Annotated in this window: 24 protein-coding genes; 20 read left to right on the top strand and 4 right to left on the bottom strand. The window is 69.5% G+C overall.

Going from position 1 to position 26,332, the window contains the following annotated elements:
* The first annotated feature begins 25 nt into the window (after positions 1-25).
* The 4 genes from ACZ5NH_RS23610 to ACZ5NH_RS23625 all read left to right on the top strand — a co-directional run bounded on the left by ACZ5NH_RS23610 (position 26) and on the right by ACZ5NH_RS23625 (position 3,402).
* On the top strand, positions 26-766 hold the full coding sequence (locus ACZ5NH_RS23610; protein ID WP_468777865.1) for a prepilin peptidase: 741 nt from the start codon (positions 26-28) through the stop codon (positions 764-766).
* Positions 767-848: 82 nt separating this feature from the next.
* Positions 849-2,048, top strand: coding sequence for a cyclic dehypoxanthinyl futalosine synthase (mqnC, locus tag ACZ5NH_RS23615; RefSeq protein ID WP_468777866.1), 1,200 nt, complete (start codon positions 849-851; stop codon positions 2,046-2,048).
* Between the two features lie 16 nt (positions 2,049-2,064).
* The gene (locus ACZ5NH_RS23620) at positions 2,065-2,664 is read left to right on the top strand and encodes an imidazolonepropionase-like domain-containing protein (RefSeq protein ID WP_468777868.1); all 600 of its coding nucleotides are present in this window, start codon (positions 2,065-2,067) and stop codon (positions 2,662-2,664) included.
* Positions 2,665-2,706: 42 nt separating this feature from the next.
* Complete coding sequence (locus ACZ5NH_RS23625; protein WP_468777869.1) at positions 2,707-3,402, top strand: demethylmenaquinone methyltransferase; 696 nt, start codon at positions 2,707-2,709, stop codon at positions 3,400-3,402.
* Positions 3,403-3,418: 16 nt separating this feature from the next.
* On the opposite strand, the gene ACZ5NH_RS23630 is transcribed toward ACZ5NH_RS23625, so the two are convergent.
* On the bottom strand, positions 3,419-3,727 hold the full coding sequence (locus ACZ5NH_RS23630; RefSeq protein WP_388619384.1) for a PASTA domain-containing protein: 309 nt from the start codon (positions 3,725-3,727) through the stop codon (positions 3,419-3,421).
* Positions 3,728-3,836: 109 nt separating this feature from the next.
* Positions 3,837-4,355 (bottom strand): GNAT family N-acetyltransferase, encoded by a 519-nt coding sequence (locus ACZ5NH_RS23635; protein WP_468777871.1) that lies wholly within the window; start codon positions 4,353-4,355, stop codon positions 3,837-3,839.
* A gap of 97 nt (positions 4,356-4,452) precedes the next feature.
* Here ACZ5NH_RS23635 and ACZ5NH_RS23640 point away from each other — a divergent pair, with 97 nt between their 5' ends.
* Positions 4,453-5,745: a geranylgeranyl reductase family protein gene (locus ACZ5NH_RS23640; RefSeq protein ID WP_468777873.1), complete on the top strand. Its 1,293-nt coding sequence runs from the start codon at positions 4,453-4,455 to the stop codon at positions 5,743-5,745.
* Between the two features lie 4 nt (positions 5,746-5,749).
* Here ACZ5NH_RS23640 and def read toward each other — a convergent pair whose 3' ends face one another.
* Together def and ACZ5NH_RS23650 are read right to left on the bottom strand one after the other, a co-directional pair.
* A complete protein-coding gene (gene def, locus ACZ5NH_RS23645; protein ID WP_468777875.1) occupies positions 5,750-6,379 on the bottom strand; it encodes a peptide deformylase in 630 nt (209 codons plus the stop codon).
* 150 nt (positions 6,380-6,529) lie between these two features.
* Entirely contained in the window at positions 6,530-7,333 is an 804-nt protein-coding gene (locus tag ACZ5NH_RS23650; RefSeq protein WP_388619394.1) for a C40 family peptidase, read from the bottom strand.
* A gap of 752 nt (positions 7,334-8,085) precedes the next feature.
* On the opposite strand from ACZ5NH_RS23650, the gene ACZ5NH_RS23655 reads away from it, so the two are divergent.
* The 15 genes from ACZ5NH_RS23655 (at position 8,086) to recQ (ending at position 26,302) form a co-directional block, all read left to right on the top strand.
* Entirely contained in the window at positions 8,086-8,445 is a 360-nt protein-coding gene (locus tag ACZ5NH_RS23655) for an NADH-quinone oxidoreductase subunit A (protein WP_003992243.1), read from the top strand.
* Between the two features lie 13 nt (positions 8,446-8,458).
* Positions 8,459-9,013, top strand: coding sequence for a NuoB/complex I 20 kDa subunit family protein (locus ACZ5NH_RS23660; protein WP_143628055.1), 555 nt, complete (start codon positions 8,459-8,461; stop codon positions 9,011-9,013).
* Complete coding sequence (locus ACZ5NH_RS23665; RefSeq protein ID WP_468777876.1) at positions 9,010-9,780, top strand: NADH-quinone oxidoreductase subunit C; 771 nt, start codon at positions 9,010-9,012, stop codon at positions 9,778-9,780. Before ACZ5NH_RS23660 ends, ACZ5NH_RS23665 begins: the two co-directional genes overlap by 4 nt.
* On the top strand, positions 9,777-11,099 hold the full coding sequence (locus ACZ5NH_RS23670) for an NADH-quinone oxidoreductase subunit D (RefSeq protein WP_388619400.1): 1,323 nt from the start codon (positions 9,777-9,779) through the stop codon (positions 11,097-11,099). The genes ACZ5NH_RS23665 and ACZ5NH_RS23670 overlap by 4 nt, the downstream gene beginning before the upstream one ends.
* Positions 11,096-11,962 (top strand): NADH-quinone oxidoreductase subunit NuoE, encoded by an 867-nt coding sequence (gene nuoE / locus ACZ5NH_RS23675; protein ID WP_468777878.1) that lies wholly within the window; start codon positions 11,096-11,098, stop codon positions 11,960-11,962. Before ACZ5NH_RS23670 ends, nuoE begins: the two co-directional genes overlap by 4 nt.
* The gene (gene nuoF, locus ACZ5NH_RS23680) at positions 11,962-13,308 is read left to right on the top strand and encodes an NADH-quinone oxidoreductase subunit NuoF (protein WP_468777880.1); all 1,347 of its coding nucleotides are present in this window, start codon (positions 11,962-11,964) and stop codon (positions 13,306-13,308) included. Before nuoE ends, nuoF begins: the two co-directional genes overlap by 1 nt.
* Positions 13,305-15,833, top strand: coding sequence for an NADH-quinone oxidoreductase subunit G (locus ACZ5NH_RS23685; protein WP_468777881.1), 2,529 nt, complete (start codon positions 13,305-13,307; stop codon positions 15,831-15,833). Before nuoF ends, ACZ5NH_RS23685 begins: the two co-directional genes overlap by 4 nt.
* The gene (gene nuoH / locus ACZ5NH_RS23690) at positions 15,830-17,194 is read left to right on the top strand and encodes an NADH-quinone oxidoreductase subunit NuoH (protein WP_468777883.1); all 1,365 of its coding nucleotides are present in this window, start codon (positions 15,830-15,832) and stop codon (positions 17,192-17,194) included. The genes ACZ5NH_RS23685 and nuoH overlap by 4 nt, the downstream gene beginning before the upstream one ends.
* A complete protein-coding gene (nuoI, locus tag ACZ5NH_RS23695) occupies positions 17,187-17,789 on the top strand; it encodes an NADH-quinone oxidoreductase subunit NuoI (protein ID WP_451554339.1) in 603 nt (200 codons plus the stop codon). The genes nuoH and nuoI overlap by 8 nt, the downstream gene beginning before the upstream one ends.
* Positions 17,786-18,628: an NADH-quinone oxidoreductase subunit J gene (locus ACZ5NH_RS23700; protein WP_388619418.1), complete on the top strand. Its 843-nt coding sequence runs from the start codon at positions 17,786-17,788 to the stop codon at positions 18,626-18,628. Before nuoI ends, ACZ5NH_RS23700 begins: the two co-directional genes overlap by 4 nt.
* Positions 18,625-18,924 carry an NADH-quinone oxidoreductase subunit NuoK gene (gene nuoK / locus ACZ5NH_RS23705; RefSeq protein ID WP_023547474.1) on the top strand — a complete coding sequence of 100 codons (300 nt, stop codon included), beginning with the start codon at positions 18,625-18,627 and terminating at the stop codon, positions 18,922-18,924. The genes ACZ5NH_RS23700 and nuoK overlap by 4 nt, the downstream gene beginning before the upstream one ends.
* Positions 18,925-18,939: 15 nt before the next feature.
* Positions 18,940-20,880 carry an NADH-quinone oxidoreductase subunit L gene (gene nuoL, locus ACZ5NH_RS23710; RefSeq protein WP_468777886.1) on the top strand — a complete coding sequence of 647 codons (1,941 nt, stop codon included), beginning with the start codon at positions 18,940-18,942 and terminating at the stop codon, positions 20,878-20,880.
* A 5-nt stretch (positions 20,881-20,885) separates the two neighbouring features.
* Positions 20,886-22,457, top strand: a complete 1,572-nt coding sequence (locus ACZ5NH_RS23715; RefSeq protein ID WP_468777887.1) for an NADH-quinone oxidoreductase subunit M — start codon at positions 20,886-20,888, stop codon at positions 22,455-22,457.
* Positions 22,454-24,103 (top strand): NADH-quinone oxidoreductase subunit NuoN, encoded by a 1,650-nt coding sequence (gene nuoN, locus ACZ5NH_RS23720; RefSeq protein WP_468777889.1) that lies wholly within the window; start codon positions 22,454-22,456, stop codon positions 24,101-24,103. Before ACZ5NH_RS23715 ends, nuoN begins: the two co-directional genes overlap by 4 nt.
* A 210-nt stretch (positions 24,104-24,313) precedes the next feature.
* Entirely contained in the window at positions 24,314-26,302 is a 1,989-nt protein-coding gene (gene recQ, locus ACZ5NH_RS23725; RefSeq protein ID WP_468777891.1) for a DNA helicase RecQ, read from the top strand.
* Positions 26,303-26,332: the final 30 nt, after the last annotated feature.

Consider the following 26,332-nt stretch of genomic DNA (forward strand, 5'->3'; position numbering starts at 1 on the left):
GTGCGACGGGGGTCGGGGGGACCGGATGAGCACAGGGGCGCTGGCGGCGGTCGCCGCGCTGTGGGGCGCGCTGGTGGGCGGGCTGCTGCCCCGCGCCGCCTACCGCTTCGCCGTACCGTCCGGTGAGCCCTGGCGGGACCGCTGCCCGGACGGCCACCCGCTCCGCGGCTGGCTCGGCCGGATCGCGTGCGGCGCCTGCGGGGCGGCGGCCCGCCGTACGGACCTACCCCCCGCCGCCCTCACTGCTTCCCTCGTCACCGCCCTGACCTGCGCCGCTCTCGCCGTCTCGACCGGCACCCGGCCGGAGTTGGCGGTCTGGCTACTGCTCGCGCCGGTCGGGGTGCTGCTGGCCGTGGTGGACTTCCGGGTGCAGCGGCTGCCCGACCCGCTGACCCTGCCCCTCGCCGCGGCCGCCCTCGCCCTGCTGGGCCTCGTCGCGCTGCTGCCCGAGCACGCCGGCCACTGGCTCACCGCGCTGTACGGCGCTCTGGCCCTCGGTGCCGGCTATTTCATGCTGTTTCTCATCAACCCGGCCGGCATGGGCTTCGGCGATGTGAAGCTGGCCGTCGGCATGGGTGCCGTACTCGGCTGGTACGGCTGGTCCACCGTGCTGCTCGGCGCCTTCGCCGGTTTTCTGTTCGGCGCGCTGTACGGCGGTGCTCTCGTCGCCGTGCGGCGGGCGGGCCGGAAGACCGCCATCCCGTTCGGGCCGTTCCTGCTGGCCGGGGCCTTCGCCGGGCTGCTGATCGGCGCGTACGCGGCCTGACGTCCGTGCGGTGAAAGCGCTGGCGTAGGCTGGTTCGGTCCGTCCACACCCCCCTTGACGAACCTGACGAAAGGGACGCCCGGTGACCGAGAAGGCCGACCTCCAGTCCGTGCTCGACCGAGCCGCAGCGGGCGGACGCATCACGCCCGAGGAGGCGCTCGACCTCTATCGGGACGCCCCCTTGCATGCGCTGGGCGCCGCCGCCGACGCCGTACGCCGCCGCAAGTACGCCGGCATCGAGCACATCGCGACGTACATCATCGAGCGGAACATCAACTACACGAACGTGTGCGTCACGGCGTGCAAGTTCTGCGCCTTCTACGCGGCCCCCAAGGACACGGAGAAGGGATGGACCCGCGACCTCGACGACATCCTGCGCCGCTGCGCGGAGACGGTCGAGCTGGGCGGCACCCAGATCATGTTCCAGGGCGGCCACCACCCGGACTACGGCGTCGAGTACTACGAGAAGCACTTCCGGGCCATCAAGGAGGCCTTCCCGCAGCTGGTGATCCACTCGCTGGGCGCGTCCGAGGTCGAGCACATGGCCCGTATCTCCGGTGTGTCCGTCGAGGAGGCCATCACCCGGATCCACCAGGCGGGCCTCGACTCCTTCGCCGGCGCGGGCGCCGAACTGCTCCCCGAGCGCCCCCGCAAGGCCATCGCGCCCCTCAAGGAGTCCGGCGAGCGCTGGCTGGAGATCATGGAGACCGCGCACCGGCTGGGCGTGGAGTCCACCTCCACGATGCTGATGGGCACGGGTGAGACGAACGCCGAGCGCATCGAGCACCTGCGGATGATCCGGGACGTACAGGACCGTACGGGCGGCTTCCGCGCCTTCATCCCGTACACCTACCAGCCCGAGAACAACCACCTGAAGGGCCGCACCCAGGCCACCCTCTTCGAGTACCTGCGGATGATCGCGATCGCCCGCATCTTCCTCGACAACGTCCGGCACATCCAGGGCTCGTGGCTGACCACCGGCAAGGAGGTCGGCCAGCTGTCGCTGCACTACGGCGCGGACGACCTCGGCTCGATCATGCTGGAGGAGAACGTGGTCTCCTCGGCCGGCGCCAAGCACCGCTCCAACCGCCTGGAGATCATCGACCTGATCAGGAAGGCGGGGCGGGTGCCCGCGCAGCGCTCGACGACGTACGAGCACCTGGTCGTCCACGACGACCCGGCGAACGACCCCGTCGACGAGCGGGTGATGTCCCACATCTCCTCGACGGCGATCGAGGGCGGCACGGCCCACCCGGAACTGAAGCTGCTGGCGTCCAACTAGTCCAACCCGTCCCACTGTGCTGACACTTCACTTCGCCGAGCGGTCTCCCGAGGCGGCTGTTCTGGTCGACGGTGCGTCCGTCGCCGCCGTCGGCCCGTACGAGGAACTGGCCGCCGCCGCACCCCGGGCGAGGGTACGGCGCTGGCCCGGCATCCTCACCCCGGGGCTGCTGAACCCGTACGGCCCGGAGCTGCTGGAGACCACCTACCACCCCGACCCGCGCGAGGCCGACATCCTCGGCACCGAGCCCATCGGCGGGGCGCGGGCCAGGGAGATCTTCCGCGGCGATCCCGCACGCCTCGGTGCGAGCGCGCGACGCGGGGTACATCGGATGCTGGCGCACGGCACCGTGGCGGTGGCCGGCGAGTTGCGGTCGCGGGCCGCGGTCGACGCGGTGCGCAGGGCCGGGCTCGCCGTGGGGCAGCGGCCCGACCGCCTTCCAGGGCCGCCGGCGCTGTCCCCGACCCCGCTGATCCTGCTGCCGCGGCTCGTCCCGGGCGGCCCTGCCCGCTTCGCCGTGTTCGACGTCGCGGACCGCGCCGAACTGGTGCGTCGCGGCGCCGGCACCTGCGTGGCGACCGTGATCGGCGGGCGGTTGGTGTACCGGCGTCGCTGAGCCGCGCGTGGCCGCGTGAACCCGGGCTGCAAGAATGGGCGGGTGACCCGCGCTTCCCTGAACAAGCAGCCGCATGAAGTCGCCTCGATGTTCGACGACGTGGCGGAACGGTACGACCTGACGAACGACGTGCTGTCGCTCGGGCAGGACCGGGTGTGGCGCAAGGAGGTGGCGAAGGCGGTCGACGCGCGCCCCGCGCAGAAGGTCCTCGACCTGGCCGCCGGTACGGCCACCTCCTCGCTGCCCTTCGCGCGCACGGGCGCGTACGTCGTCCCGTGCGACTTCTCGCTCGGGATGCTGCAGGTCGGCAAGAAGAAGCACACCTGGCTGCCGTTCACGGCCGGCGACGCGACGCGGCTGCCGTTCAAGGACGACACCTTCGACGCCGTGACGATCTCCTTCGGGCTGCGCAACGTCCAGGACACGGAGGCGGCCCTGCGGGAGATGTACCGGGTGACCCGGCCCGGCGGACGGGTGGTGATCTGCGAGTTCTCGCACCCGACCTGGGCGCCCTTCCGCACCGTCTACACCGAGTACCTGATGCGGGCGCTGCCGCCGGTCGCGCGGGCGGTCTCCTCGAACCCGGACGCGTACGTCTACCTCGCCGAGTCCATCCGTGCCTGGCCCGACCAGCCCGCCCTCGCCGAACGGCTGCGCAAGGCGGGCTGGTCGAAGGTGGCCTGGCGCAACCTCACCGGCGGTGTGGTCGCGCTGCACCGCGGCTTCAAGGAGAGCTGAGGCCTTCTTCCGGGGCCTAGCGGTTGATCGTCTCGAAGGCGTCCCCCGGCTCACCGAGCTCGCGTTGCAGTCCGCCCCTGGGCGGCCGCGGGATGCGCGGCTCGCGCACGCCTCCGCCGCCCTCTCCCTCACCGAAGTCGAACCACACGTACACCATGGAGTCCCGGGGCACCTCGGCGCCGGGCTGCGGGTACTGGCGTACGACGTAGTCGACGACCGCGAGGTGGAAGTCCGGGCGGTCCGGCGCGTTGAGGAACAGGCCCTGCGCCTGGGCGGTTTCGCGCGCGTCCACGGCCATCAGCCCGACCAGCCGTGGCACACGCACTTCGGGTGTTTTGGGTGTTATGCGCACAGATGTCACCCCCAGCGGTACTGGAAGGGTAACTCTCACGCGACGCGGCCGGAAGGAGCCGGTGTCTTTCTGTGACAGACGACTACTCTGTGTGCTCGATGCTCAGTCGGAAGCACAAGGCGTCTTCGTCCAGGCTGGGATGCGGATAGGTCTCCGCCGGGCGCATGCCGAGCCGCCGGGTCACCGCGATCGACCGCTCGTTGCCCGGCCGGACCATCGCCACCACCTCCTTGACCCCGGCTGCTCCCACCCGCCGCAGCGTCTCGCGCGCGGCCGCGGTGACGTACCCCTTGCCCCAGTGCGCGCGGCCCAGCCGCCAGCCGATCTCCATCTCGCCGACCGGGCCCCAGTCCGGCTGCCAGGGCTGCGCTCCGGTGAAGCCGATGACTTCTCCGGATTCGTCCAGCATGGTCCACAGGCAGAAGCCGAGTTCGGCGTCGTGCCGCCGCTGCCGCGCGGTGAGCTCCTCGTAGACCGACAGCGCGGCCGCTCTGCCGCCGTAGAACTCCATGACCTCGGGGTCGTCGAAGACCCGGTGCCAGGCGATCGCGTCCTCATGGGTGGGAACGCGCAGCCGTACCGCGGGGAGAGGTCGGTTCACAGGGCAGCCCTTCAGCCGGGTGATCAATTCTGCTGCATAGACTGCCCATGTCCAGTGCCGGTCGGCACACAGATTTCGAACTTGGGGAGATCCCGCCGTGACCGTCGAGAACGAGCCCCTCTCCGAGAACACCGCCGATGTGATCGTCGTGGGCGCGGGGCCCGCCGGCTCCACGACCGCGTACCACCTCGCCAAGGCCGGCCTCGACGTCCTGCTCCTGGAGAAGACCGAGTTCCCGCGCGAGAAGGTGTGCGGCGACGGCCTCACCCCGCGCGCGGTCAAGCAGCTCGTCGCCATGGGCGTCGACATCTCCGAGGAGGCCGGCTGGCTGCGCAACAAGGGCCTGCGCATCATCGGCGGCGGCTCCCGCCTCCAGCTGGACTGGCCGGAACTCGCCTCCTACCCGAACTACGGACTCGTCCGCAAGCGCGACGACTTCGACGAGCAGCTCGCCCGCAACGCCCAGAAGGCGGGGGCGCGGCTGTACGAGCGCTGCAACGTCTCCGGCCCGGTCATCGACGACCGCACCGGCCGTATCACCGGCGTCACCGCCAAGCTGGGCGAGGAGAAGCGCGAGGTCACCTTCCACGCTCCGTTGGTGGTCGCGGCCGACGGCAACTCCACCCGCCTGTCCCTCGCGATGGGCCTGCACCGCCGCGAGGACCGCCCGATGGGCGTCGCGGTCCGGACGTATTTCGAGAGCCCTCGCCACGACGACGACTACCTGGAGTCCTGGCTGGAGCTGTGGGACCGCCGCGGCACCCAGGACCGGCTGCTGCCCGGCTACGGCTGGATCTTCGGCATGGGCGACGGCACGTCGAACGTCGGCCTCGGCGTCCTGAACACCTCCGCCTCCTTCAAGGAGCTGGACTGGCGCGAGATCCTCAAGGCCTGGTGCGCCTCCATGCCCGAGGACTGGGGCTACACCCCCGAGAACATGACCGGCCCGATCCGCGGCGCCGCCCTGCCCATGGCCTTCAACCGCCAGCCCCACTACACGCGCGGCCTGCTCCTCGTCGGTGACGCCGGCGGCCTGGTGAATCCCTTCAACGGCGAGGGCATCGCCTACGCCATGGAGTCCGGCCAGATCGCCGCCGACGTCATCGTCCAGGCCCACGCGCGGGCCACGCCCGCCCAGCGCGAGATCGCCCTGCAGCGCTACCCGCGCGTCCTCAAGGACACCTACGGCGGCTACTACACGCTCGGCCGCGCCTTCGTGAAGCTCATCGGCAACCCGAAGGTCATGCAGATCGCGGCCCAGCGCGGCCTCACCCACCCGATGCTGATGAAGTTCACCCTCAAGCTGCTGGCGAACCTCACCGACCCCACGGGCGGCGACGCCATGGACCGGATCATCAACGGCCTGAGCAAGGTGGCCCCGAAGGCGTGAGTCCCTACCGGGCCGGGCTCAGCTCCTCGGCCCTGGCGGCCCGGCGGGCGAACACCTCGTCCCGCCGGTCCGCCATCTGCCGCAGCGCGTCCCTTTTCTCCCGCTTGGAGAGCCGATCCAGGTAGATGTACCCGTTGGTGTGGTCGGTCTCGTGGATGAGGCAGCGCGCGAAGTACCCCGTGCCCTCGATGACCATCGGGTTGCCGTCCCTGTCCTGCCCGCGCACGACGGCCCGGTCCGGCCGCGGTACGGCCATCACGGCACCCGGAACCGACAGACAGCCCTCGCGCTCGTCCAGCAACCGTCGCCCGCTCGTGGGCGTTTCGAGCACCGGATTGACGATGTGCCCGACATGCCGGACTCCGTCGTCATCGGGGCAGTCGTACACGAACAGCCGCAGATCGACCCCTACCTGATTCGCGGCAAGTCCCGCCCCTTCGGCGACATACAGGGTGAGGAACATGTCGTCGACGAGTGCGGCGAGGTCGGGCCCGAACTCCGTGACGTCCCGGCACGGCTTGTGCAGGACCTCCTCGCCGACCTCGGTGATCCGGCGAACCGTGCCGCGCCCGGCCTCGGGCGCGTGGCGGGGGTAGTAGTCGGCGGGCCTTCCCTGTACGAACACGCGTGGCATGACGCGGTCTCCTTCGCTCATGGACGGACCGCCGGACGGCGGCCCGAACAGAGCTTGTCAGGACGGGGCCTCTGGCGCCCCGGGAACGACGCAAGGGCCGCTGCCCCCGAGCGGCTGCGGCCCTACGCGCGTTGGGAGACGTGCGGTCGCTCAGAGCACCCGCACGGCGCCGGTCGGCGGGTCGTACGACAACGGCTTCTCGACGATGCCGGTGGACGGGTTCTGCGCGCCGACGAACATACCGTCGCCGACGTACACCGCCACGTGGTACGCGCTGCCCGCGCTGCCCCAGTAGAGGATGTCGCCCGGCTGCAGGTTGCTCAGCGAGACCTGCGTGCCGGCGGTCGACTGGTCCTGGGAGACGCGCGGCAGGCTGACGCCGATCTGCTTGAAGGCGGCCTGCACCAGGCCGGAGCAGTCGTAGGCGCTCGGGCCGGAGGCGCCCAGGACGTAGGACTTGCCGATCTGCGCCTTCACGAAGGAGATGACGGACGCGGCCGAACCGGTCGCCGTGCTCGTGGAGGTGCTGCCGGTGTCCGTGGCGGCGAGCGTCGTGCGCGCCGCGCTGCGCGAGGCACGATCGGCGGCGGCCCTGCGGGCGGCCTCCTCGGCCTTCTTCTTGGCCTCGGCGGCCTTCTGCTTGGCCTCCGCGAGGTCCGCCTTGGCCTGCTTCGCGGCGTTTGCGGCGGCCGCGTCGCGCTCGGCCTGGAGCTGGTAGTTCGCGGCGGCCTGCTGGGTGGCGTCCGCGGACTTTGCGGCCTGGGCGGCCAGGTCGGCCGTCAGGGTGGGCAGTTCGAGGGTCTGCGTCACCGGCTCGGCCGCGTTCGCCGAGCCGGACGCCCCGGCGACTGCCAGGGTGCTGAGGACGCCACCGGCAACTCCGGCCCGCATCGCGAGGGTCGACGCGCTGCGGCGGGGCTTCCGGTGGCTGCGTATGTGAGCGGTGTGGGACATGGGAACAACCGGTATCAGGGGCTCCTTCATATCTTCAAGAAACGTGTGCTGCGCCACAGTTGCTCAATCGAGACCTGGAATCCCGGGCGTGTCGCTCTTTATTGACGCCGTAACGGACATTGTGGACGCCCGTGATCAAGGGCTTGATCACGGCCTTTGATCATTTCGCCCGAATTGCCCCGCGCTTACCACTTGTTGCGGTCATTGGCCAAGCCCGGTTCTCAGAGGCCTCTCATCGATGTGGTGGAGGTCACGGAACGGTCACCGGAAACGCGGCGTCCCGTGCGCGAGGAGCTCGTGAACGCGTGCACGCGCCGGATGCGCGTCCACATCGCACCCCGCACCTCACCCTGATGTGTGAACGCGGCCCTCTATCAGGCACCTGCGTCCAGCACCAATTTGCATGCAGCGGAACTCTCTTGATATTGAGACGCACCCTCCGGCCTGCAGTGATGAGCAAGAATGTCACTTCTCGTGATCAACTGAACGCTTCGCGTATGAAGATCACTCATCATCCGACTTCATGATCCTTCGTCAGGTGGTGGAGATCACAAAGCTCGTGCAATACCCCGTGTCGCAGATCACAGAGTGGCGGGCATAAGATGCGTGGCAACTGGGCTTGTGACCTGCTTCACATGTTCTCGATCTTCGCCCGGGACGGCGGGGGCTCGTGAGGCCTGTGAGGCGGAAGGGAGCGCAGTGCACCAATGCAACCGCCAGCAGTCAGCGCCGACTGAGAGGAGCGAGGAGCGGTGAACGCGTATGCGCCCATCCTCGTACTGGGAGCCCTCGGGGCAGGCTTTGCGATCTTCTCCGTGGTCATGGCCACGCTGATCGGTCCGAAGCGGTACAACCGCGCCAAGCTCGAGGCCTACGAGTGCGGTATCGAGCCGACCCCCACGCCGGCCGGCGGCGGGCGCTTCCCCATCAAGTACTACCTGACGGCGATGCTCTTCATCGTCTTCGACATCGAGATCGTCTTCCTCTACCCCTGGGCCGTCACCTTCGACGCCCTGGGGATTTTCGGGCTCGTGGAGATGCTGCTCTTCGTGCTCACCGTCTTCGTCGCATACGCGTACGTATGGCGGCGCGGCGGCCTGGAATGGGACTGAGGGGCCTTAGGACATGGGACTCGAAGAAAAGCTGCCGAGCGGCTTCCTGCTGACCACCGTCGAGCAGGCCGCGGGCTGGGTGCGCAAGGCGTCCGTCTTCCCGGCCACCTTCGGCCTCGCCTGCTGCGCCATCGAGATGATGACCACCGGCGCCGGCCGGTACGACCTGGCGCGCTTCGGCATGGAGGTCTTCCGCGGCTCACCGCGCCAGGCCGACCTGATGATCGTCGCCGGCCGGGTCAGCCAGAAGATGGCGCCGGTGCTCCGGCAGGTCTACGACCAGATGCCCAACCCGAAATGGGTGATCTCCATGGGCGTCTGCGCCTCCTCGGGCGGCATGTTCAACAACTACGCGATCGTCCAGGGCGTCGACCACATCGTCCCGGTCGACATCTACCTGCCGGGCTGCCCGCCCCGCCCCGAGATGCTGATGGACGCGATCCTCAAGCTCCACCAGAAGATCCAGTCCGCCAAGCTCGGCGTCAACGCCGAGGAGGCGGCCCGCGAGGCGGAGGAAGCGGCGCTCAAGGCCCTGCCCACGATCGAGATGAAGGGGCTGCTGCGGTGAGCGACGCGAACGGCAACGGCACGGGCGGCGTCAACGGGTCCGCGAACGGGGTGAACCCCGAGAAGGACCTCTCCGCCTCCAACCTCCCCGGCCAGCGCGGCCAGGGTGGCGAGGAGATCCGCGTCCAGCGCGGCATGTTCGGCGCCAACAACGGCGGCGACACCTCCGGCTACGGCGGCCTGGTCCGCTCGGTCCGACTCCCGGGACCGGCGAGTCGCCCCTACGGCGGCTGGTTCGACGAGGTCGCCGACGAGCTGGAGGGCGCCCTGGAGGAACAGGGACTCCTCCCGGACAGCGCCATCGAGAAGACGGTCGTCGACCGCGGCGAGCTCACCTTCCACATCGAACGCGAGCACCTGCTCCGCGTCGCCCGCACCCTGCGCGACGACCCGGCCCTGCGCTTCGAACTGTGCACCGGAGTCAGCGGCGTCCACTACCCGCAGGACAAGGGCCGCGAGCTGCACGCCGTCTACCACCTGCGCTCGATCACCCACAACCGGCTGATCCGCGTCGAAGTCAGCGCCCCCGACGCCGACCCGCGCATCCCGTCCCTCGTCTCCGTCTATCCGACGAACGACTGGCACGAGCGCGAGACCTACGACTTCTTCGGCATCGTCTTCGACGGTCACCCGGCCCTGACGCGGATCATGATGCCGGACGACTGGCAGGGCCACCCGCAGCGCAAGGACTACCCCCTCGGCGGCATCCCCGTCGAGTACAAGGGCGCCCAGATCCCGGCTCCGGACCAGCGGAGGTCGTACTCGTGAGCACTTCCCAGGCTTCCCCTCGCGAGACCACCGAGGGCACCGTATACACGGTCACCGGTGGCGACTGGGACGAGGTCGTCCAGTCCGCGACCCGCGCCGACGACGAACGCATCGTCGTCAACATGGGTCCCCAGCACCCCTCCACCCACGGAGTGCTCCGCCTGATCCTGGAGATCGAGGGCGAGACGGTCACCGAGGCCCGCTGCGGCATCGGCTATCTGCACACCGGCATCGAGAAGAACCTCGAGTACCGCACGTGGACGCAGGGCACCACCTTCGTCACGCGCATGGACTACCTGACGTCCTTCTTCAACGAGACCGCCTACTGCCTCGCCGTCGAGAAACTCCTCGGCATCGAGGACGACATCACCGAGCGCGCCAAGATCATCCGGGTGCTCCTGATGGAGCTGAACCGGATGTCCTCCCACCTGGTGTGCATCGCCACCGGCGGCATGGAGCTCGGCGCCACCACGATCATGATCTACGGCTTCCGTGATCGTGAAATGATTCTCGATCTCTACGAGCTCATCACGGGTCTGCGGATGAACCACGCGTACATCCGCCCCGGCGGACTCGCCCAGGACCTGCCCCCCGGCGCGGTGGACCAGATCCGCGAGTTCGTGAAGAAGATGAAGAAGAACCTCCCGGAGTACGACAAGCTCGCCACCGGGAACCCCATCTTCAAGGCCCGCATGCAGGACATCGGCTACCTCGACCTGGCCGGCTGCATGGCCCTCGGCGCCACCGGCCCGATCCTGCGCTCCACCGGCCTGCCGCACGACCTGCGCAAGGCACAGCCGTACTGCGACTACGAGACGTACGACTTCGAGATCCCGACGGCCGACAGCTGCGACGCCTACGGCCGCTTCCTGGTCCGCCTGGAGGAGATGCGCCAGTCGCTCAGGATCGTCGAGCAGTGCCTGGACCGGCTCCAGCCCGGCCCGGTCATGGTCGCCGACAAGAAGATCGCCTGGCCCGCCCAGCTCGCCCTCGGACCGGACGGACTCGGCAACTCCCTCGACCACATCAAGAAGATCATGGGCACCTCCATGGAGGCCCTGATCCACCACTTCAAGCTCGTCACCGAGGGCTTCCGCGTCCCGCCGGGACAGGCGTACGCGGCCGTCGAGTCCCCCAAGGGCGAACTCGGCGTGCACGCCGTCTCCGACGGCGGCACCCGCCCCTACCGGGTCCACTTCCGCGATCCGTCCTTCACCAACCTGCAGGCCATGGCGGCGATGTGCGAAGGCGGCCAGGTCGCCGACGTCATCGTCGCCGTCGCGTCCATCGACCCCGTGATGGGAGGCGTCGACCGGTGACCACCTCTTCTTCGGAGCGGGGCGTCAGCCTGGGCATGCCCGAACTGCCCGCGCCCGCCTACCCGGACGACGTCCGGGCCCGGCTGGAGGCGGACGCGCGCGAGGTCATCGCGCGCTACCCGGACTCCCGGTCCGCCCTGCTCCCCCTGCTCCACCTCGTGCAGTCGGAGGAGGGCCATGTCACGCGCACCGGAATGCAGTTCTGCGCGGACATGCTGAACCTGACGACGGCCGAGGTCACCGCCGTAGCCACCTTCTACACCATGTACCGGCGCAAGCCCTCCGGTGACTACCAGGTGGGCGTCTGCACCAACACGCTGTGCGCGGTGATGGGCGGGGACGCGATCTTCGAGACCCTCCAGGAGCACCTGGGCGTCGGCAACGGCGAGACCACCGACGACGGCAAGGTCACCCTGGAGCACATCGAGTGCAACGCGGCCTGCGACTTCGCGCCGGTCGTGATGGTCAACTGGGAGTTCTTCGACAACCAGACGCCGGGCAGCGCCAAGCGCCTGGTCGACGATCTGCGCGCGGGACGGCCCGTACAGCCCACGCGCGGGGCGCGGCTGTGCACGTTCAAGGAGACCGCGCGGATCCTCGCCGGCTTCCCCGACGAGCGGCCCGGGGCCGTCGAGGAGGGCGGCGGTGCGGGACCCGCGTCGCTGGTGGGCCTTCGCCTGGCAAGGGGAGAGGCCGCACCCGCGCGCGTGGTCCATCCGCGCGGAGGTCCGCATGAGGAACCGCAGGACAGGGTGCACGAGCCGTCACCGGCCGAACACCTCGGTTCCCATGACGCGCCGCTGGAGACATCGGCCTCCGACTCCGCGCACCCCGCAGGGCCTACCGCCGAGGAGGGGGAGTGATGACCGTGGTACCCGAGGTCAAGGACACGAGCCCCGAGAAGCTGCTCGCACCCGTGCTGTCGGCCTTCTGGGACGAGGACCGGTCCTGGACTCTGGACGTCTACCGGAGGCACGAGGGGTACGAGGGGCTCCGCAAGGCGCTCGCCATGTCACCGGACGACCTGATCGCCTACGTCAAGGACTCCGGTCTGCGCGGCCGCGGCGGCGCGGGGTTCCCGACCGGAATGAAGTGGCAGTTCATTCCGCAGGGTGATGGAAAACCGCACTATCTAGTTGTCAACGCCGACGAATCGGAGCCCGGGACCTGCAAGGACATCCCGCTCCTCTTCGCGAACCCGCATAGCCTCATCGAGGGCATTGTGATCGCGTGTTATGCCATCAGGTCGCCGCATGCCTTCATCTATCTGCGTGGTGAAGTCGTCCCCGTTCTGCGGCGGTTGCACGAGGCCGTGCGCGAGGCCTACGCGGCGGGCTACCTCGGCGAGAACATCCTGGGCAGCGGGCTGGACCTGAAGCTCACCGTGCACGCGGGCGCCGGCGCGTACATCTGCGGTGAGGAGACCGCACTGCTGGACTCGCTCGAAGGCCGCCGTGGTCAACCGCGGCTCCGTCCCCCCTTCCCTGCGGTGGAAGGCCTCTACGCCTGTCCGACTGTTGTGAACAACGTCGAGTCGATCGCGTCGGTTCCCGCGATCCTGAACAACGGCAAAGACTGGTTCAGGTCGATGGGCAGCGAGAAGTCCCCGGGCTTCACGCTCTACTCGCTCAGCGGCCATGTCGCGAGCCCCGGCCAGTACGAGGCCCCGCTCGGCATCACGCTGCGCCAGCTCCTCGACATGAGCGGCGGCATGCGGCCGGGCCACCGCCTGAAGTTCTGGACGCCGGGCGGCTCCTCGACGCCGATGTTCACCGACGAGCACCTCGACGTCTCCCTCGACTACGAGGGCGTCGGCGCCGCGGGCTCGATGCTGGGCACCAAGGCGCTGCAGTGCTTCGACGAGACGACCTGCGTGGTGCGGGCGGTGACCCGCTGGACCGAGTTCTACGCCCACGAGTCCTGCGGCAAGTGCACGCCCTGCCGCGAAGGGACGTACTGGCTGGTGCAGTTGCTGCGGGACATCGAGGCCGGCAAGGGCGTCATGGCCGACCTCGACAAACTCAACGACATCGCCGACAACATCAACGGCAAGTCCTTCTGCGCCCTCGGTGATGGCGCCGCGTCCCCGATCTTCTCCTCGCTGAAGTACTTCCGCGAGGAGTACGAGCAGCACATCACGGGCCGGGGCTGCCCCTTCGACCCGGCCAAGTCGACGGCCTGGGCGGACCGCCCGGAGGTGAACGCATGACCGTACAGCAGGCCAGTAGCGGCTCCGCCGCGGGCCGGCGCCCCACGGGTGGGGGAGAGGCGGCGGTCCCGCCGCAAGACCTCGTCACGCTGACGATCGACGGCATCGAGATCAGCGTGCCCAAGGGCACCCTGGTCATCCGGGCCGCCGAGCAGCTCGGCATCGAGATCCCCCGGTTCTGCGACCACCCCCTGCTCGACCCCGCCGGCGCCTGCCGTCAGTGCATCGTCGAGGTCGAGGGCCAGCGCAAGCCGATGGCGTCCTGCACCATCACCTGCACCGACGGCATGGTGGTGAGGACCCAGCTGACCTCGCCGGTCGCCGAGAAGGCCCAGCACGGTGTGATGGAGCTGCTGCTCATCAACCACCCGCTGGACTGCCCGGTCTGCGACAAGGGCGGCGAGTGCCCGCTGCAGAACCAGGCCATGTCGCACGGCAACGCCGAGTCCCGCTTCGAAGGAAAGAAGCGCACCTACGAAAAGCCCGTACCGATCTCCACGCAGGTGCTGCTCGACCGCGAGCGGTGCGTGCTTTGCGCCCGCTGCACCCGCTTCTCCAACCAGATCGCGGGCGACCCGATGATCGAGCTGATCGAGCGGGGCGCGCTGCAGCAGGTCGGCACCGGCGAGGGTGACCCCTTCGAGTCGTACTTCTCCGGCAACACCATCCAGATCTGCCCGGTCGGCGCGCTCACCTCGGCGGCCTACCGTTTCCGCTCCCGCCCCTTCGACCTCGTCTCCTCGCCGTCGGTGTGCGAGCACTGCTCCGGCGGCTGCGCCATCCGCACCGACCACCGGCGCGGCAAGGTCATGCGGCGGCTCGCCGAGAACGACCCCGAGGTCAACGAGGAGTGGATCTGCGACAAGGGACGCTTCGCGTTCCGGTACGCGCAGGCGAAGGACCGCCTCGACACCCCGCTCGTCCGCAACGCCGACGGCGTTCTGGAGCCCGCGCCCTGGCCGGAAGCCCTGGAGGCGGCCGCGCGGGGCCTGACCGCCGCACGCTCCCGGGCCGGCGTCCTCATCGGAGGCCGGCTGACCGTCGAGGACGCCTACGCGTACAGCAAGTTCGCGCGCGTGGCGCTCGACACGAACGACATCGACTTCCGCGCGCGCGTGCACAGCGGCGAGGAGGCCGACTTCCTGGCCGCCCGGGTGGCAGGCCGCGGCCGTGACCTCGACGGTACGGGCGTCACGTACACCTCCCTGGAGCAGGCGCCCGCGGTCCTGCTGGCCGGCTTCGAGTCGGAGGAGGAGGCCCCCGGCGTCTTCCTGCGGCTGCGCAAGGCCTGGCGGAGGCGCAAGCAGAAGGTGTTCGCGCTGGCCACGCACGCCACCCGGGGCCTTGAGAAGGCGGGCGGCACCCTGCTGCCGGCCGCCCCCGGCACCGAGACCGAGTGGCTGGACGCCCTCGCGAGCGGCGTCGGCCTGGAGGAGCCCGGCACCCGCGCCGCCGAGGCCCTGCGCACCGAGGGTGCGGTCATCGTCGTCGGTGAGCGGCTCGCCTCGGTCGCCGGCGGCCTGACCGCCGCCGTACGCGCCGCCGCCGCGACCGGCGCCCAGCTGGTGTGGATCCCGCGCCGGGCCGGTGAGCGCGGCGCCGTCGAGGCGGGCGCGCTGCCGTCGCTGCTGCCGGGCGGCCGCCCCGCGACCGACCCACGCGCGCGTGAGGAGGTCGCCGCCGTCTGGGGGCTCCCCGAACTCCCGCTGCGCTACGGCCGCGACACCCACCACATCGTCGAGGCCGCCGCCACCGGCGAACTGTCGGCGCTCGTCGTCGCCGGGGTGGAGGTCGCCGACCTGCCCGACCCGGCACGCGCGCGTGAGGCACTCGACAGCGTCGGCTTCCTGGTGTCGTTGGACCTGCGGCCCAGCGAGGTCACCGAGCACGCCGACGTCGTCCTGCCGGTCGCCGCGGTCGCCGAGAAGGCGGGCACCTTCCTCAACTGGGAAGGCAGGGTGCGCTTCTTCGACGCCGCTCTCAAGCCCGACCAGATGACCCGCCGCCTGGCACCGACCGACGCGCGCGTGCTGCAGATGCTGGCCGACGCCATGGACGTCCACCTGGGCCTGCCGGATCTGCGCACCACACGCGCGGAGATCGACCGGCTCGGCCCCTGGGACGGCCCGCGCGCCTCGGACCCACAGGAGTCCGCGGGCGCGCTGCCCCGCCCGGCCGCCGGCGAGGCCGTACTCGCCGGGCACCGGCTGCTGCTCGACCAGGGCGTCCTCCAGGAGGGCGACGAGGCGCTCGCCGGAACACGGCACGCCGCCCACGCGCGCGTGTCGGCGGCGACGGCGGCCGAGGTGGACGTCAAGGAAGGCGACGTCCTCGCGGTCACCGGCCCCTGCGGCACCGTCGAACTGCCGCTGCGGATCACCGAGATGCCCGACCGGGTGGTCTGGCTTCCGCTGAACTCCGTCGGCACGGGCGTCGCCTCCGACACCGGGGCACGGCCCGGCTCACTCGTCCGCATCGGCCCGGCGGCATCCGCCGAACCGGCCCCCAAGGAGGTGGAGGCATGAGCCCGTACCTCGCAGCTGAAGACCTCTCGATGTTCGGCCGCGACCCGTGGTGGCTGGTCGTCATCAAGGCCGTGTTCTGCTTCGCCTTCCTGATGGTGACCGTACTGTTCTCCATCGTCTGGGAGCGCAAGGTCGTCGCCTGGATGCAGCTGCGCATCGGCCCGAACCGGCACGGCCCCTGGGGCATGCTCCAGTCGCTCGCCGACGGTGTGAAGCTGATGCTCAAGGAAGACATCATCGTCAAGCGCGCCGACAAGGTGGTCTACGTCCTGGCGCCGATCGTCGCGGCCATCCCGGCTTTCATGGCGATCGCGGTGATCCCCTTCGGACCCGCCGACAACGAGATCTCGATCTTCGGCACGCGCACCGCCATGCAGCTCACCGACCTGCCGATCGCGATGCTCTACATCCTCGCGATCGCCTCCGTCGGCATCTACGGCATCGTGCTGGCGGGTTGGAGTTCCGGATCCACGTATCCGCTCCTGGGCGGCCTGCGCTCCTGCGCGCAGATGATCTCCTACGAGATCGCCATGGGCGCCGCGTTCGCTTCCGTGTTCCTGTACTCGGGGTCGATGTCGACGTCCACGATCGTGGCCCAGCAGCACGACCGCTGGTACATCCTGCTGCTGCCGGTCTCGTTCATCCTCTACATCGTCACGATGGTCGGCGAGACCAACCGCGCCCCCTTCGACATGCCGGAGTCCGAGGGCGACCTGGTCGGCGGCTTCAACACCGAGTACTCGTCCATCAAGTTCGCGATGTTCATGCTCGCCGAATACGTGAACATGGTGACGGTCTCGGCCGTGTCGACCACGCTGTTCCTCGGCGGCTGGCGCGCCCCCTGGCCGATCAGCTCGATCTGGCAGGGCGCGAACCACGGCTGGTGGCCGCTGCTCTGGTTCGTGATCAAGGTCCAGCTGCTGCTGTTCTTCTTCATCTGGCTGCGCGGCACGCTCCCTCGTGTCCGCTACGACCAGCTGATGAAGCTCGGCTGGAAGGTCCTCATCCCCGTCTCCGTGACCTGGCTGATGCTGGTGGCGACCGTACGGGCCCTGCGCAACGAGCACTACGACTTCGCCGACATCGCCCTCTACGTGGGTGGCGGAGTCCTCGCCCTGCTGCTTATCTCCTTCGTCGCCGACGTGTTCCGGGAGAAGGCCAAGGCTGCCGAGCAGCCCGCCACGGAGCAGGCCGGATTCGACGCGCTGGCGGGCGGTTTCCCCGTACCACCGCTGCCCGGACAGGAGTTGCCGCCGGTGCCGAGGCGCCGCCCGCGTCACGAGCGGCAGCTGATTGTCAGTGGCGGGTCGGACACTGTCAGTGACGGATCTTCGGATGGAAAGGAGGCGTCCGATGGCTGAGGAGCCCAAGGAGACCAAGCCCGGTTTCCAGAACCCCGTGGCCGGCTTCGGCGTGACCTTCAAGGCCATGTTCAAGAAGCGGCTGACCGAGCAGTACCCGGAGCAGAAGAAGACCACGGCTCCGCGGTTCCACGGACGGCACCAGCTCAATCGCCATCCGGACGGCCTGGAGAAGTGCGTCGGCTGCGAGCTGTGCGCCTGGGCCTGCCCCGCCGACGCCATCTATGTGGAGGGCGCCGACAACACCGACGAGGAACGCTACTCGCCGGGCGAGCGGTACGGCCGCGTCTACCAGATCAACTACGCCCGCTGCATCCTGTGCGGCCTGTGCATCGAGGCGTGCCCCACACGCGCGCTGACGATGACCAACGAGTTCGAACTGGCCGACTCCAGCCGCGCCAACCTCATCTACACCAAGGAACAGCTCCTTGCCGGCCTTGAGGAGGGCATGGTCGACACGCCGCACGCGATCTTCCCGGGGACCGACGAACAGGACTACTACCGGGGCCTGGTGACGCAGGCCGCGCCGGGCACGGTCCGCCAGGTCGCCGTCTCCAACGGCGAGCGGCCGGAAGACCAGGAGGCGGACGCATGAGCCAGCAGCTCGCCGCCTACACCACCTCCACCGGTGAGGCCTTCCAGTTCTGGGTCCTCGGCACCGTCGCGGTGATCGGCGCCCTGTGCACCGTCTTCATGAAGAAGGCCGTGCACAGTGCGCTCAGCCTCGCCGGAACCATGATCGTCCTGGCGGTGTTCTACCTCGCCAACGGCGCCTACTTCCTGGGCATCGTGCAGATCGTCGTCTACACCGGCGCGATCATGATGCTGTTCCTGTTCGTGGTGATGCTCGTCGGCGTCACGGCCGCGGACTCGCTGAAGGAGACCATCAAGGGCCAGCGCTGGCTGGCCCTTCTGTGCGGGGCCGGCTTCGGCATCCTGCTGCTCGCCGGCATCGGGAACGCCTCCCTCAAGGATTTCGCCGGCACCGGCCAGGCGAACGCGAACGGCAATGTGGAGGGCCTCGCCTCCCTCATCTTCACCAAGTACGTCTTCGCCTTCGAAATCACCGGCGCCCTGCTCATCACCGCCGCCGTCGGCGCCATGGTGCTCACCCACCGCGAGCGCACCGAGCGCGCCAAGACCCAGCGCGAGCTGTCCGAACAGCGCGTCCGCGAGGGCACGTACGTCCCGCCGCTGCCCGCCCCCGGTGTCTACGCCCGGCACAACGCCGTCGACATCGCGGGCCTGCTCCCCGACGGCACCCCGTCCGAGCTGACCGTCAGCAAGACGCTGCGCGAGCGCGGACAGATCCGTGACGTGTCGGCGGAGGCACTCAACGACCTGCGGGCGCTGGAGCAGCGCGCGCAGGAACGCCTGGAGCGCACGTCGATCGAACCGGCGACGTTCAAGCGGCCCGAGGAGGCGTCGAAGTGAATCCGGTCAATTACCTGTACCTCGCCGCCCTGTTGTTCACGATCGGGGCGACCGGCGTACTGATCCGACGCAACGCCATCGTGGTCTTCATGTGCATCGAGCTGATGCTGAACGCCTGCAACCTCGCGTTCGTCACCTTCTCCCGGATGCACGGCAACCTCGACGGCCAGATCATCGCCTTCTTCACGATGGTCGTCGCCGCCGCGGAGGTCGTGGTGGGCCTCGCGATCATCGTGTCGCTGTTCCGCACCCGCCACTCGGCCTCGGTCGACGACGCTAGCCTGATGAAGCTGTAAGGGGTCGGAAGAATCGTGGAGAACCTGATCGCGCTGCTCATCGCGGCGCCCCTGCTCGGAGCGGCCGTCCTCCTGGTCGGCGGCCGGCGGCTGGACGCCGTCGGCCACTGGATCGGCACGCTGCTCTCGTCCGTCTCCTTCGTCATCGGTGTCGTCCTCTTCGCCGACCTGCTCGGCAAGAGCGCCGACCACCGCACGCTGACCCAGCACCTGTGGACGTGGATCTCGGTCGGCAGCTTCCACGCGGACGTCACCTTCCGCCTGGACCAGCTGTCGATGACGTTCGTCCTGCTCATCACGGGCGTCGGCTCGCTGATCCACCTGTACTCGGTCGGGTACATGGAGCACGACGAGCGGCGCCGCCGCTTCTTCGGCTACCTGAACCTCTTCCTCGCGGCGATGCTGCTGCTCGTCCTTGCCGACAACTACCTGCTCCTGTACGTCGGCTGGGAAGGCGTCGGCCTCGCCTCGTACCTGCTGATCGGCTTCTGGCAGCACAAGCCGAGCGCCGCGACAGCCGCGAAGAAGGCCTTCCTGGTCAACCGCGTCGGCGACATGGGCCTGTCGATCGCGATCATGCTGATGTTCAGCACGTTCGGCACCTTCGCCTTCGGCCCGGTCCTCAGCCACACCGGCGACACCTCCGAGGGCAAGCTCACGGCGATCGGCCTGATGCTGCTCCTCGCCGCTTGCGGCAAGTCCGCCCAGGTGCCGCTGCAGTCCTGGCTCGGCGACGCCATGGAGGGCCCGACCCCGGTCTCGGCCCTGATCCACGCGGCGACGATGGTGACCGCGGGCGTGTACCTCATCGTCCGTTCCGCCGCCATCTTCAACGCGGCGCCCGACGCCCAGCTCGCCGTCACCGTGGTCGGCGCGGTCACGCTCCTCTTCGGTGCGATCGTCGGTTGCGCGAAGGACGACATCAAGAAGGCGCTGGCCGGCTCGACCATGTCGCAGATCGGCTACATGGTGCTGGCGGCGGGCCTCGGCCCCATCGGCTATGTCTTCGCGATCATGCACCTGGTGACGCACGGCTTCTTCAAGGCCGGGCTGTTCCTCGGCGCGGGTTCCGTCATGCACGGCATGAACGACGAGGTCGACATGCGCAAGTACGGCGGCTTGCGCAAGTACATGCCGGTCACCTTCGTCACCTTCGGCCTCGGCTACCTCGCCATCATCGGTTTCCCGGGCCTGTCCGGATTCTTCTCCAAGGACAAGATCATCGAGGCGGCCTTCGCCAAGGGCGGCACCGAGGGCTGGATCCTCGGCGGCGCGGCCCTGCTGGGCGCGGCCATCACCGCCTTCTACATGACGCGCGTGATGCTGATGACGTTCTTCGGAGAAGAACGCTGGCGGCACGCCCCGTCGCCGACCGAACCGAGCGTGGAGCCCGCCGCCGAGACACGCGGCGAGCACGCCGAGCCGCACCCCCACGAGTCGCCCAAGGTCATGACGATCCCCATGATCGTGCTGGCTGTGGGATCGGTGGCCGGCGGCTTCTTCTTCAACCTCGGCGACCGCTTCCTGCACTGGCTGGAGCCGGTCACCGGGCACAGCGAGGGCCACTCCCCGGTCAGCGCGGCGACGGTCACCGGCGCCACCATGGTCTGCCTGGTCGTCGGCGTCGGCATCGCCTGGGCCCAGTACGGCCGCAGGCCCGTCCCGGCCGTCGCCCCGCGCGGCTCGCTGCTCACCCGCGCGGCCCGCCGTGACCTGCTCCAGGACGACTTCAACCATGTGGTCCTGGTGCGCGGCGGCGAGCACCTGACACGCTCCCTGGTCTACGTCGACCACACCCTGGTCGACGGCGTCGTCAACGGCACGGCGGCCGGTTTCGGCGGCCTGTCCGGACGGCTCCGCCGGATCCAGAACGGCTTCGCCCGCTCCTACGCGGTCTCGATGTTCGGCGGTGCGGCACTCCTGGTCGCCGCGACCCTGCTGATGAGGGCGGTCTGATACCGATGTCCTTTCCTCTGCTGACAGCGACGGCGGCACTCCCGGCGGTAGGAGCCGTCGCCACGGCCGCCGTACCGGCCGCGCGGCGCACCGCCGCGAAGTGGCTGGCGCTGCTCGTCTCGCTCGCCACACTCGCCCTGGCCGTCACCGTCCTGGTCCGTTTCGACCCGGGCGGCGCCCGCTACCAGCTCACCGAGTCGCACGCCTGGATCAAGAACTTCGGGGTGCGGTACGAGCTGGGTGTCGACGGCATCGCGGTCGCGCTGATCGCGCTGACCGCCGTACTGATCCCGTTCATCGTCCTCGCCGGCTGGCACGACGCGGACCCGCTGGAGACGGGCAGCCGCCGCTGGCGCCCCACCCAGGGCTTCTTCGCGCTGATCCTGGCCGTCGAGGCGATGGTGCTCATCTCGTTCGAGTCCACCGACGTCTTCCTGTTCTACATCTTCTTCGAAGCCATGCTCATCCCGATGTACTTCCTCATCGGCGGCTTCGGAGACCGCGCCCACGCGCAGGGCGAGAAGGCGGCCTCGACGCAACGGTCGTACGCGGCCGTGAAGTTCCTCCTCTACAACCTGGTAGGCGGCCTGATCATGCTGGCCGCGGTGATCGGTCTCTACGTTGTGGCTGGAAACTTCAGCCTCCAGGAGATCGCGCATGCCCGCGCGAACGGCTCGCTGCACATGGCGACGAGCACCGAACGCTGGCTGTTCCTGGGCTTCTTCTTCGCGTTCGCGGTAAAGGCGCCGCTGTGGCCGCTGCACACCTGGCTGCCCAACGCCATGCAGGAGTCCACCGCCCCGGTCGCCGTCCTCATCACCGCGGTCGTCGACAAGGTCGGCACCTTCGCGATGCTCCGCTTCTGCCTCCAGCTGTTCCCCCAGGCCAGCAAGTGGGCGACACCCGTCATCCTCGTCCTGGCCCTGATCAGCATCGTCTACGGCGCACTGCTCGCCGTCGGCCAGCGGGACATCAAGCGCCTGGTCGCCTACGCGTCGATCTCGCACTTCGGCTTCATCATCATGGGCATCTTCGCCATGACCAGCCAGGGTCAGTCCGGCGCGACGCTCTACATGGTCAACCACGGCATCTCCACGGCCGCGCTGATGCTGGTCGCCGGCTTCCTGATCTCCCGGCGCGGCTCGCGGCTCATCGCCGACTACGGAGGCGTGCAGAAGGTCGCCCCGGTGCTCGCCGGCACCTTCCTGATCGGCGGCCTCGCCACCCTCTCGCTGCCCGGACTCGCGCCGTTCGTGAGCGAGTTCCTGGTCCTGGTCGGCACGTTCACGCGCTACCCGGCGATCGGCATCATCGCCACCTTCGGCATCGTCCTCGCCGCGCTCTACACGCTCGTCCTGTACCAGCGGACGATGACGGGCCCGGTGAAGCCCGAGGTATCGGCGATGCCCGACCTACGCGCGCGTGAACTCGTCGTCGTCGTCCCGCTGATCGTGCTGCTGATCTTCCTGGGCGTCTACCCGAAGCCCGTCACGGACATCGTCAACCCGGCGGTCAAGCAGACCATGTCCGACGTACACAAGACCGACCCCAAGCCCTCGGTGGAGGCGGCCAAGTGAGCGCAACAGTCGTCCACAGCCTGTGGACAACCGCGGCCGACCCGATCGCGAAGATCCCGGCACCGAAGATCGAATACGGACAATTGTCGCCGACGCTGATCGTCGTCGGTGCGGCGCTGGTCGGGGTGCTGATCGAGGCGTTCGTCCCGCGCAAGTCCCGCTACTACGCCCAGGTGTTCGTGTCCGTCGTCGCGCTGTGCGCCGCGTTCGCCGCGGTGGTCGCGCTGGCGGCCGACGGCTACGGCACCACCAAGGCGCACATCGCGGCCATGGGGGCGATCGCGGTCGACGGCCCGTCCCTGTTCCTGCAGGGCACGATCCTGCTGGCCGGCCTCGTGGGCCTGTTCACGTTCGCCGAGCGGCGACTGGACCCGGCCGCGCACGGCAACCGCGTCGACTCCTTCGCCGCGCAGGCCGCCTCCGTGCCGGGCAGCGACAGTGAGAAAGCGGCGGTGAAGGCGGGATTCACCACCACGGAGGCCTTCCCGCTCCTCCTCTTCGCGATCGCCGGCATGCTGGTGTTCCCCTCGGCCAACGACCTGCTGACCCTGTTCGTGGCCCTGGAGGTCTTCTCCCTGCCGCTGTACCTGCTGTGCGCGCTGGCCCGCCGCAAGCGGCTGATGTCGCAGGAAGCCGCCGTCAAGTACTTCCTGCTCGGCGCGTTCGCCTCCGCGTTCACGCTGTTCGGCATCGCCCTGCTGTACGGCTACGCGGGCTCGGTGTCGTACGCGCGTATCGCCCAGGTCGTCGACGGCACGGTCACCAACGTCGACCCGGCGCTCGCCAACACCATGGGCAACGACGCACTGCTGCTGCTCGGCAGCGCCCTGATCGTGATGGGCCTGCTGTTCAAGGTGGGCGCGGTGCCGTTCCACATGTGGACGCCGGACGTCTACCAGGGCGCGCCGACCCCGGTGACCGGCTTCATGGCCGCCGCGACGAAGGTCGCCGCGTTCGGCGCGCTGCTGCGCCTGCTGTACGTCGTCCTGCCCGGCATGCGCTGGGACTGGCGGCCGGTCATGTGGGCGGTGGCGATCATCACCATGCTCGGCGGCGCGATCATCGCGATCACGCAGACCGACATCAAGCGACTCCTGGCGTACTCGTCCATCGCGCACGCCGGATTCATCCTCGCGGGTGTCATCGCCACGTCGAAGGACGGCGTCTCGTCCGTCCTCTTCTACCTGGCCGGCTACTCGTTCGTGACGATCGGCGCGTTCGCGGTGGTCACGCTGGTGCGCGACGCGGGCGGCGAGGCGACCCACCTGTCCAAGTGGGCGGGTCTCGGCCGCCGCTCCCCGCTGGTGGCGGCGGTCTTCGCCGTGTTCCTGCTGGCCTTCGCCGGTATCCCGCTGACCTCGGGCTTCGCCGGGAAGTTCGCCGTGTTCAAGGCGGCGGCGGACGGCGGCGCGGCCCCGCTGGTCGTGGTCGGTGTGATCTCCTCGGCGATCGCCGCGTTCTTCTACATCCGCGTGATCGTCCTGATGTTCTTCAGCGAGCCGAGGCCAGAGGGCCCGACCGTGGCCGTCCCGTCCCCGCTGACCATGGCGGCGATCGCCGTCGGCGTCGCGGTGACGCTGGTCCTCGGCGTGGCGCCGCAGTACTTCCTGGGCCTGGCCAGCCAGGCCGGCGTGTTCGTGCGCTGACCCCAGGTACACGGCGGCCCGGCACCTCAGGGGGTGCCGGGCCGCCGTGCTGTCGGCGACAAAGAAGGGCGCTTGTCGCCTCACGTCAGCGTCCGATTACACGGAAGAACGGACCGAGCCTGTGGATAACTCCGAGGCTGTCGGTTCCGCCCCCTATCGTGGAGGCAGTGGTCGAGGACGACACACGGGGGACCGACGGGGGACAGGACGATGCGTGCGACGGGCGGGATCAGCGAGATGCCACAGGTGACCGAGGGGCCGGGCGCGGCCGACAGCGAGGCGCTGGCCACGCTGCACCGGGTCTTCGGGTACGAGGCCTTCCGGGGCGAGCAGGCAGCGATCATCGAGCATGTGGTGGCGGGCGGCGATGCCGTCGTCCTCATGCCCACCGGCGGCGGAAAATCGCTGTGCTACCAGATCCCGGCCCTGGTCAGACCCGGTACGGGCGTGGTGATCTCGCCGCTGATCGCGCTCATGCAGGACCAAGTGGACGCCCTGCGCGCCCTCGGTGTGCGCGCCGGCTTCATCAACTCCACGCAGGACTTCGACGAGCGACGCATGGTCGAGGCCGAGTTCCTCGCCGGAGAGATGGACCTGCTGTACCTGGCGCCGGAGCGGCTGCGCCTGGAGGGCACGCTCGACCTGCTCTCGCGCGGCAAGATCTCCGTCTTCGCGATCGACGAGGCGCACTGTGTGTCCCAGTGGGGCCACGACTTCCGCCCCGACTACCTCACCCTGTCCCTCCTCGGCGAGCGCTGGCCGGACGTCCCACGGATCGCCCTCACCGCCACGGCCACCCGCGCCACCCACCAAGAGATCACCCAGCGGCTGAACCTGCCGACGGCCCGCCACTTCGTGGCCAGCTTCGACCGGCCCAACATCCAGTACCGGATCGTGCCCAAGGCTGACCCCAGGAAGCAGCTGCTCGCCTTCCTCCGCGAGGAGCACGCGGGCGACGCCGGCATCGTCTACTGCCTGTCACGCAACTCGGTGGAGCGGACGGCGGAGTTCCTGACCGCCAACGGCGTCGAGGCGGTGCCGTACCACGCAGGCCTTGACGCGGGCATGCGCGCCACCCACCAAGCCCGGTTCCTGCGCGAGGACGGCCTGGTCGTGGTGGCGACCATCGCCTTCGGCATGGGCATCGACAAGCCGGACGTACGGTTCGTCGCCCATCTGGACCTGCCCAAGTCGGTCGAGGGCTACTACCAGGAGACCGGCCGCGCGGGCCGCGACGGACTGCCGTCCACGGCCTGGATGGCGTACGGCCTGAACGACGTCATACAGCAGCGCAAGCTGATCCAGTCCGGCGAGGGCGACGAGGCGTTCCGCCGCCGGGCCACCGCCCACCTGGACTCCATGCTCGCGCTCTGCGAGACGGCCCAGTGCCGCCGCGGCCAGCTGCTCGCCTACTTCGGCCAGGACCCCGACGCAGCGGGCTGCGGCAACTGCGACACCTGCCTCACCCCGCCGGAGACCTGGGACGGCACGACCGCCGCACAGAAGGTGCTGTCGACGGTGGTACGGCTGCAGCGGGAGCGCGGCCAGAAGTTCGGTGCCGTGCAGATCGTCGACATCCTGCTCGGCAAGCGCACCGGCAAGGTGATCCAGTTCGACCACGACCAGCTGTCCGTCTTCGGCATCGGACAGGACCTCACCGAGGCCGAGTGGCGGGGCGTCATCCGGCAGCTGCTGGCACAGGGGCTGCTCGCGGTCGAGGGGGAGTACGGCACTCTGGTGCTCACCGAGGCGAGCGGCTCCGTGCTGCGGAGGGAGCGGGAGGTGCCGCTGCGCAAGGAGCCGAAGAAGCCGGCCGCCTCCCGGTCCCGGTCGGTCGGCGCCTCCGGCGGCGACCGCAAGGCCAGGGCCGCCGCGGCCGAACTGCCCCACGAACTCCTCCCCGCCTTCGAGGCGCTGCGTGCCTGGCGCGCCGAACAGGCCCGCGAGCAGGGCGTGCCCGCGTACGTCATCTTCCACGACGCCACCCTGCGGGAGATCGTCACCCGCAGGCCCGGTTCGGTGCGGGAGCTCGGCACGGTGAGCGGCGTCGGCGAGAAGAAGCTGGCCACGTACGGGGACGGCGTGCTGTCCGTGTTGGCCGCCCTGGACGACCCGGCCCCGACCGCAGACGACGCGCAGCACGCCGACTTGCCGGAACCGGAACCGGCAGAGGAGCCGGAGCCGGACGACTGGATATAGCGCGTCGGTCCTGGGCGACACGCGTGAGCG

This window comes from Streptomyces sp. NPDC031426 (genome assembly GCF_055581585.1).

Excerpts from the sequence above, each read along its gene's own strand:
- ACZ5NH_RS23610 (WP_468777865.1), top strand. The coding sequence starts at position 26 with ATGAGCACAGGGGCGCTGGCGGCGGTCGCCGCGCTGTGGGGCGCGCTG.
- def (WP_468777875.1), bottom strand. The coding sequence starts at position 6,379 with ATGCCACGCGTGTTCGTACAGGGAAGGCCCGCCGACTACTACCCCCGC.
- ACZ5NH_RS23650 (WP_388619394.1), bottom strand. The coding sequence starts at position 7,333 with ATGTCCCACACCGCTCACATACGCAGCCACCGGAAGCCCCGCCGCAGC.
- ACZ5NH_RS23660 (WP_143628055.1), top strand. The coding sequence starts at position 8,459 with ATGGGACTCGAAGAAAAGCTGCCGAGCGGCTTCCTGCTGACCACCGTC.
- nuoF (WP_468777880.1), top strand. The coding sequence starts at position 11,962 with ATGACCGTGGTACCCGAGGTCAAGGACACGAGCCCCGAGAAGCTGCTC.
- ACZ5NH_RS23685 (WP_468777881.1), top strand. The coding sequence starts at position 13,305 with ATGACCGTACAGCAGGCCAGTAGCGGCTCCGCCGCGGGCCGGCGCCCC.
- nuoH (WP_468777883.1), top strand. The coding sequence starts at position 15,830 with ATGAGCCCGTACCTCGCAGCTGAAGACCTCTCGATGTTCGGCCGCGAC.
- nuoI (WP_451554339.1), top strand. The coding sequence starts at position 17,187 with ATGGCTGAGGAGCCCAAGGAGACCAAGCCCGGTTTCCAGAACCCCGTG.
- ACZ5NH_RS23700 (WP_388619418.1), top strand. The coding sequence starts at position 17,786 with ATGAGCCAGCAGCTCGCCGCCTACACCACCTCCACCGGTGAGGCCTTC.
- ACZ5NH_RS23715 (WP_468777887.1), top strand. The coding sequence starts at position 20,886 with ATGTCCTTTCCTCTGCTGACAGCGACGGCGGCACTCCCGGCGGTAGGA.
- recQ (WP_468777891.1), top strand. The coding sequence starts at position 24,314 with ATGCGTGCGACGGGCGGGATCAGCGAGATGCCACAGGTGACCGAGGGG.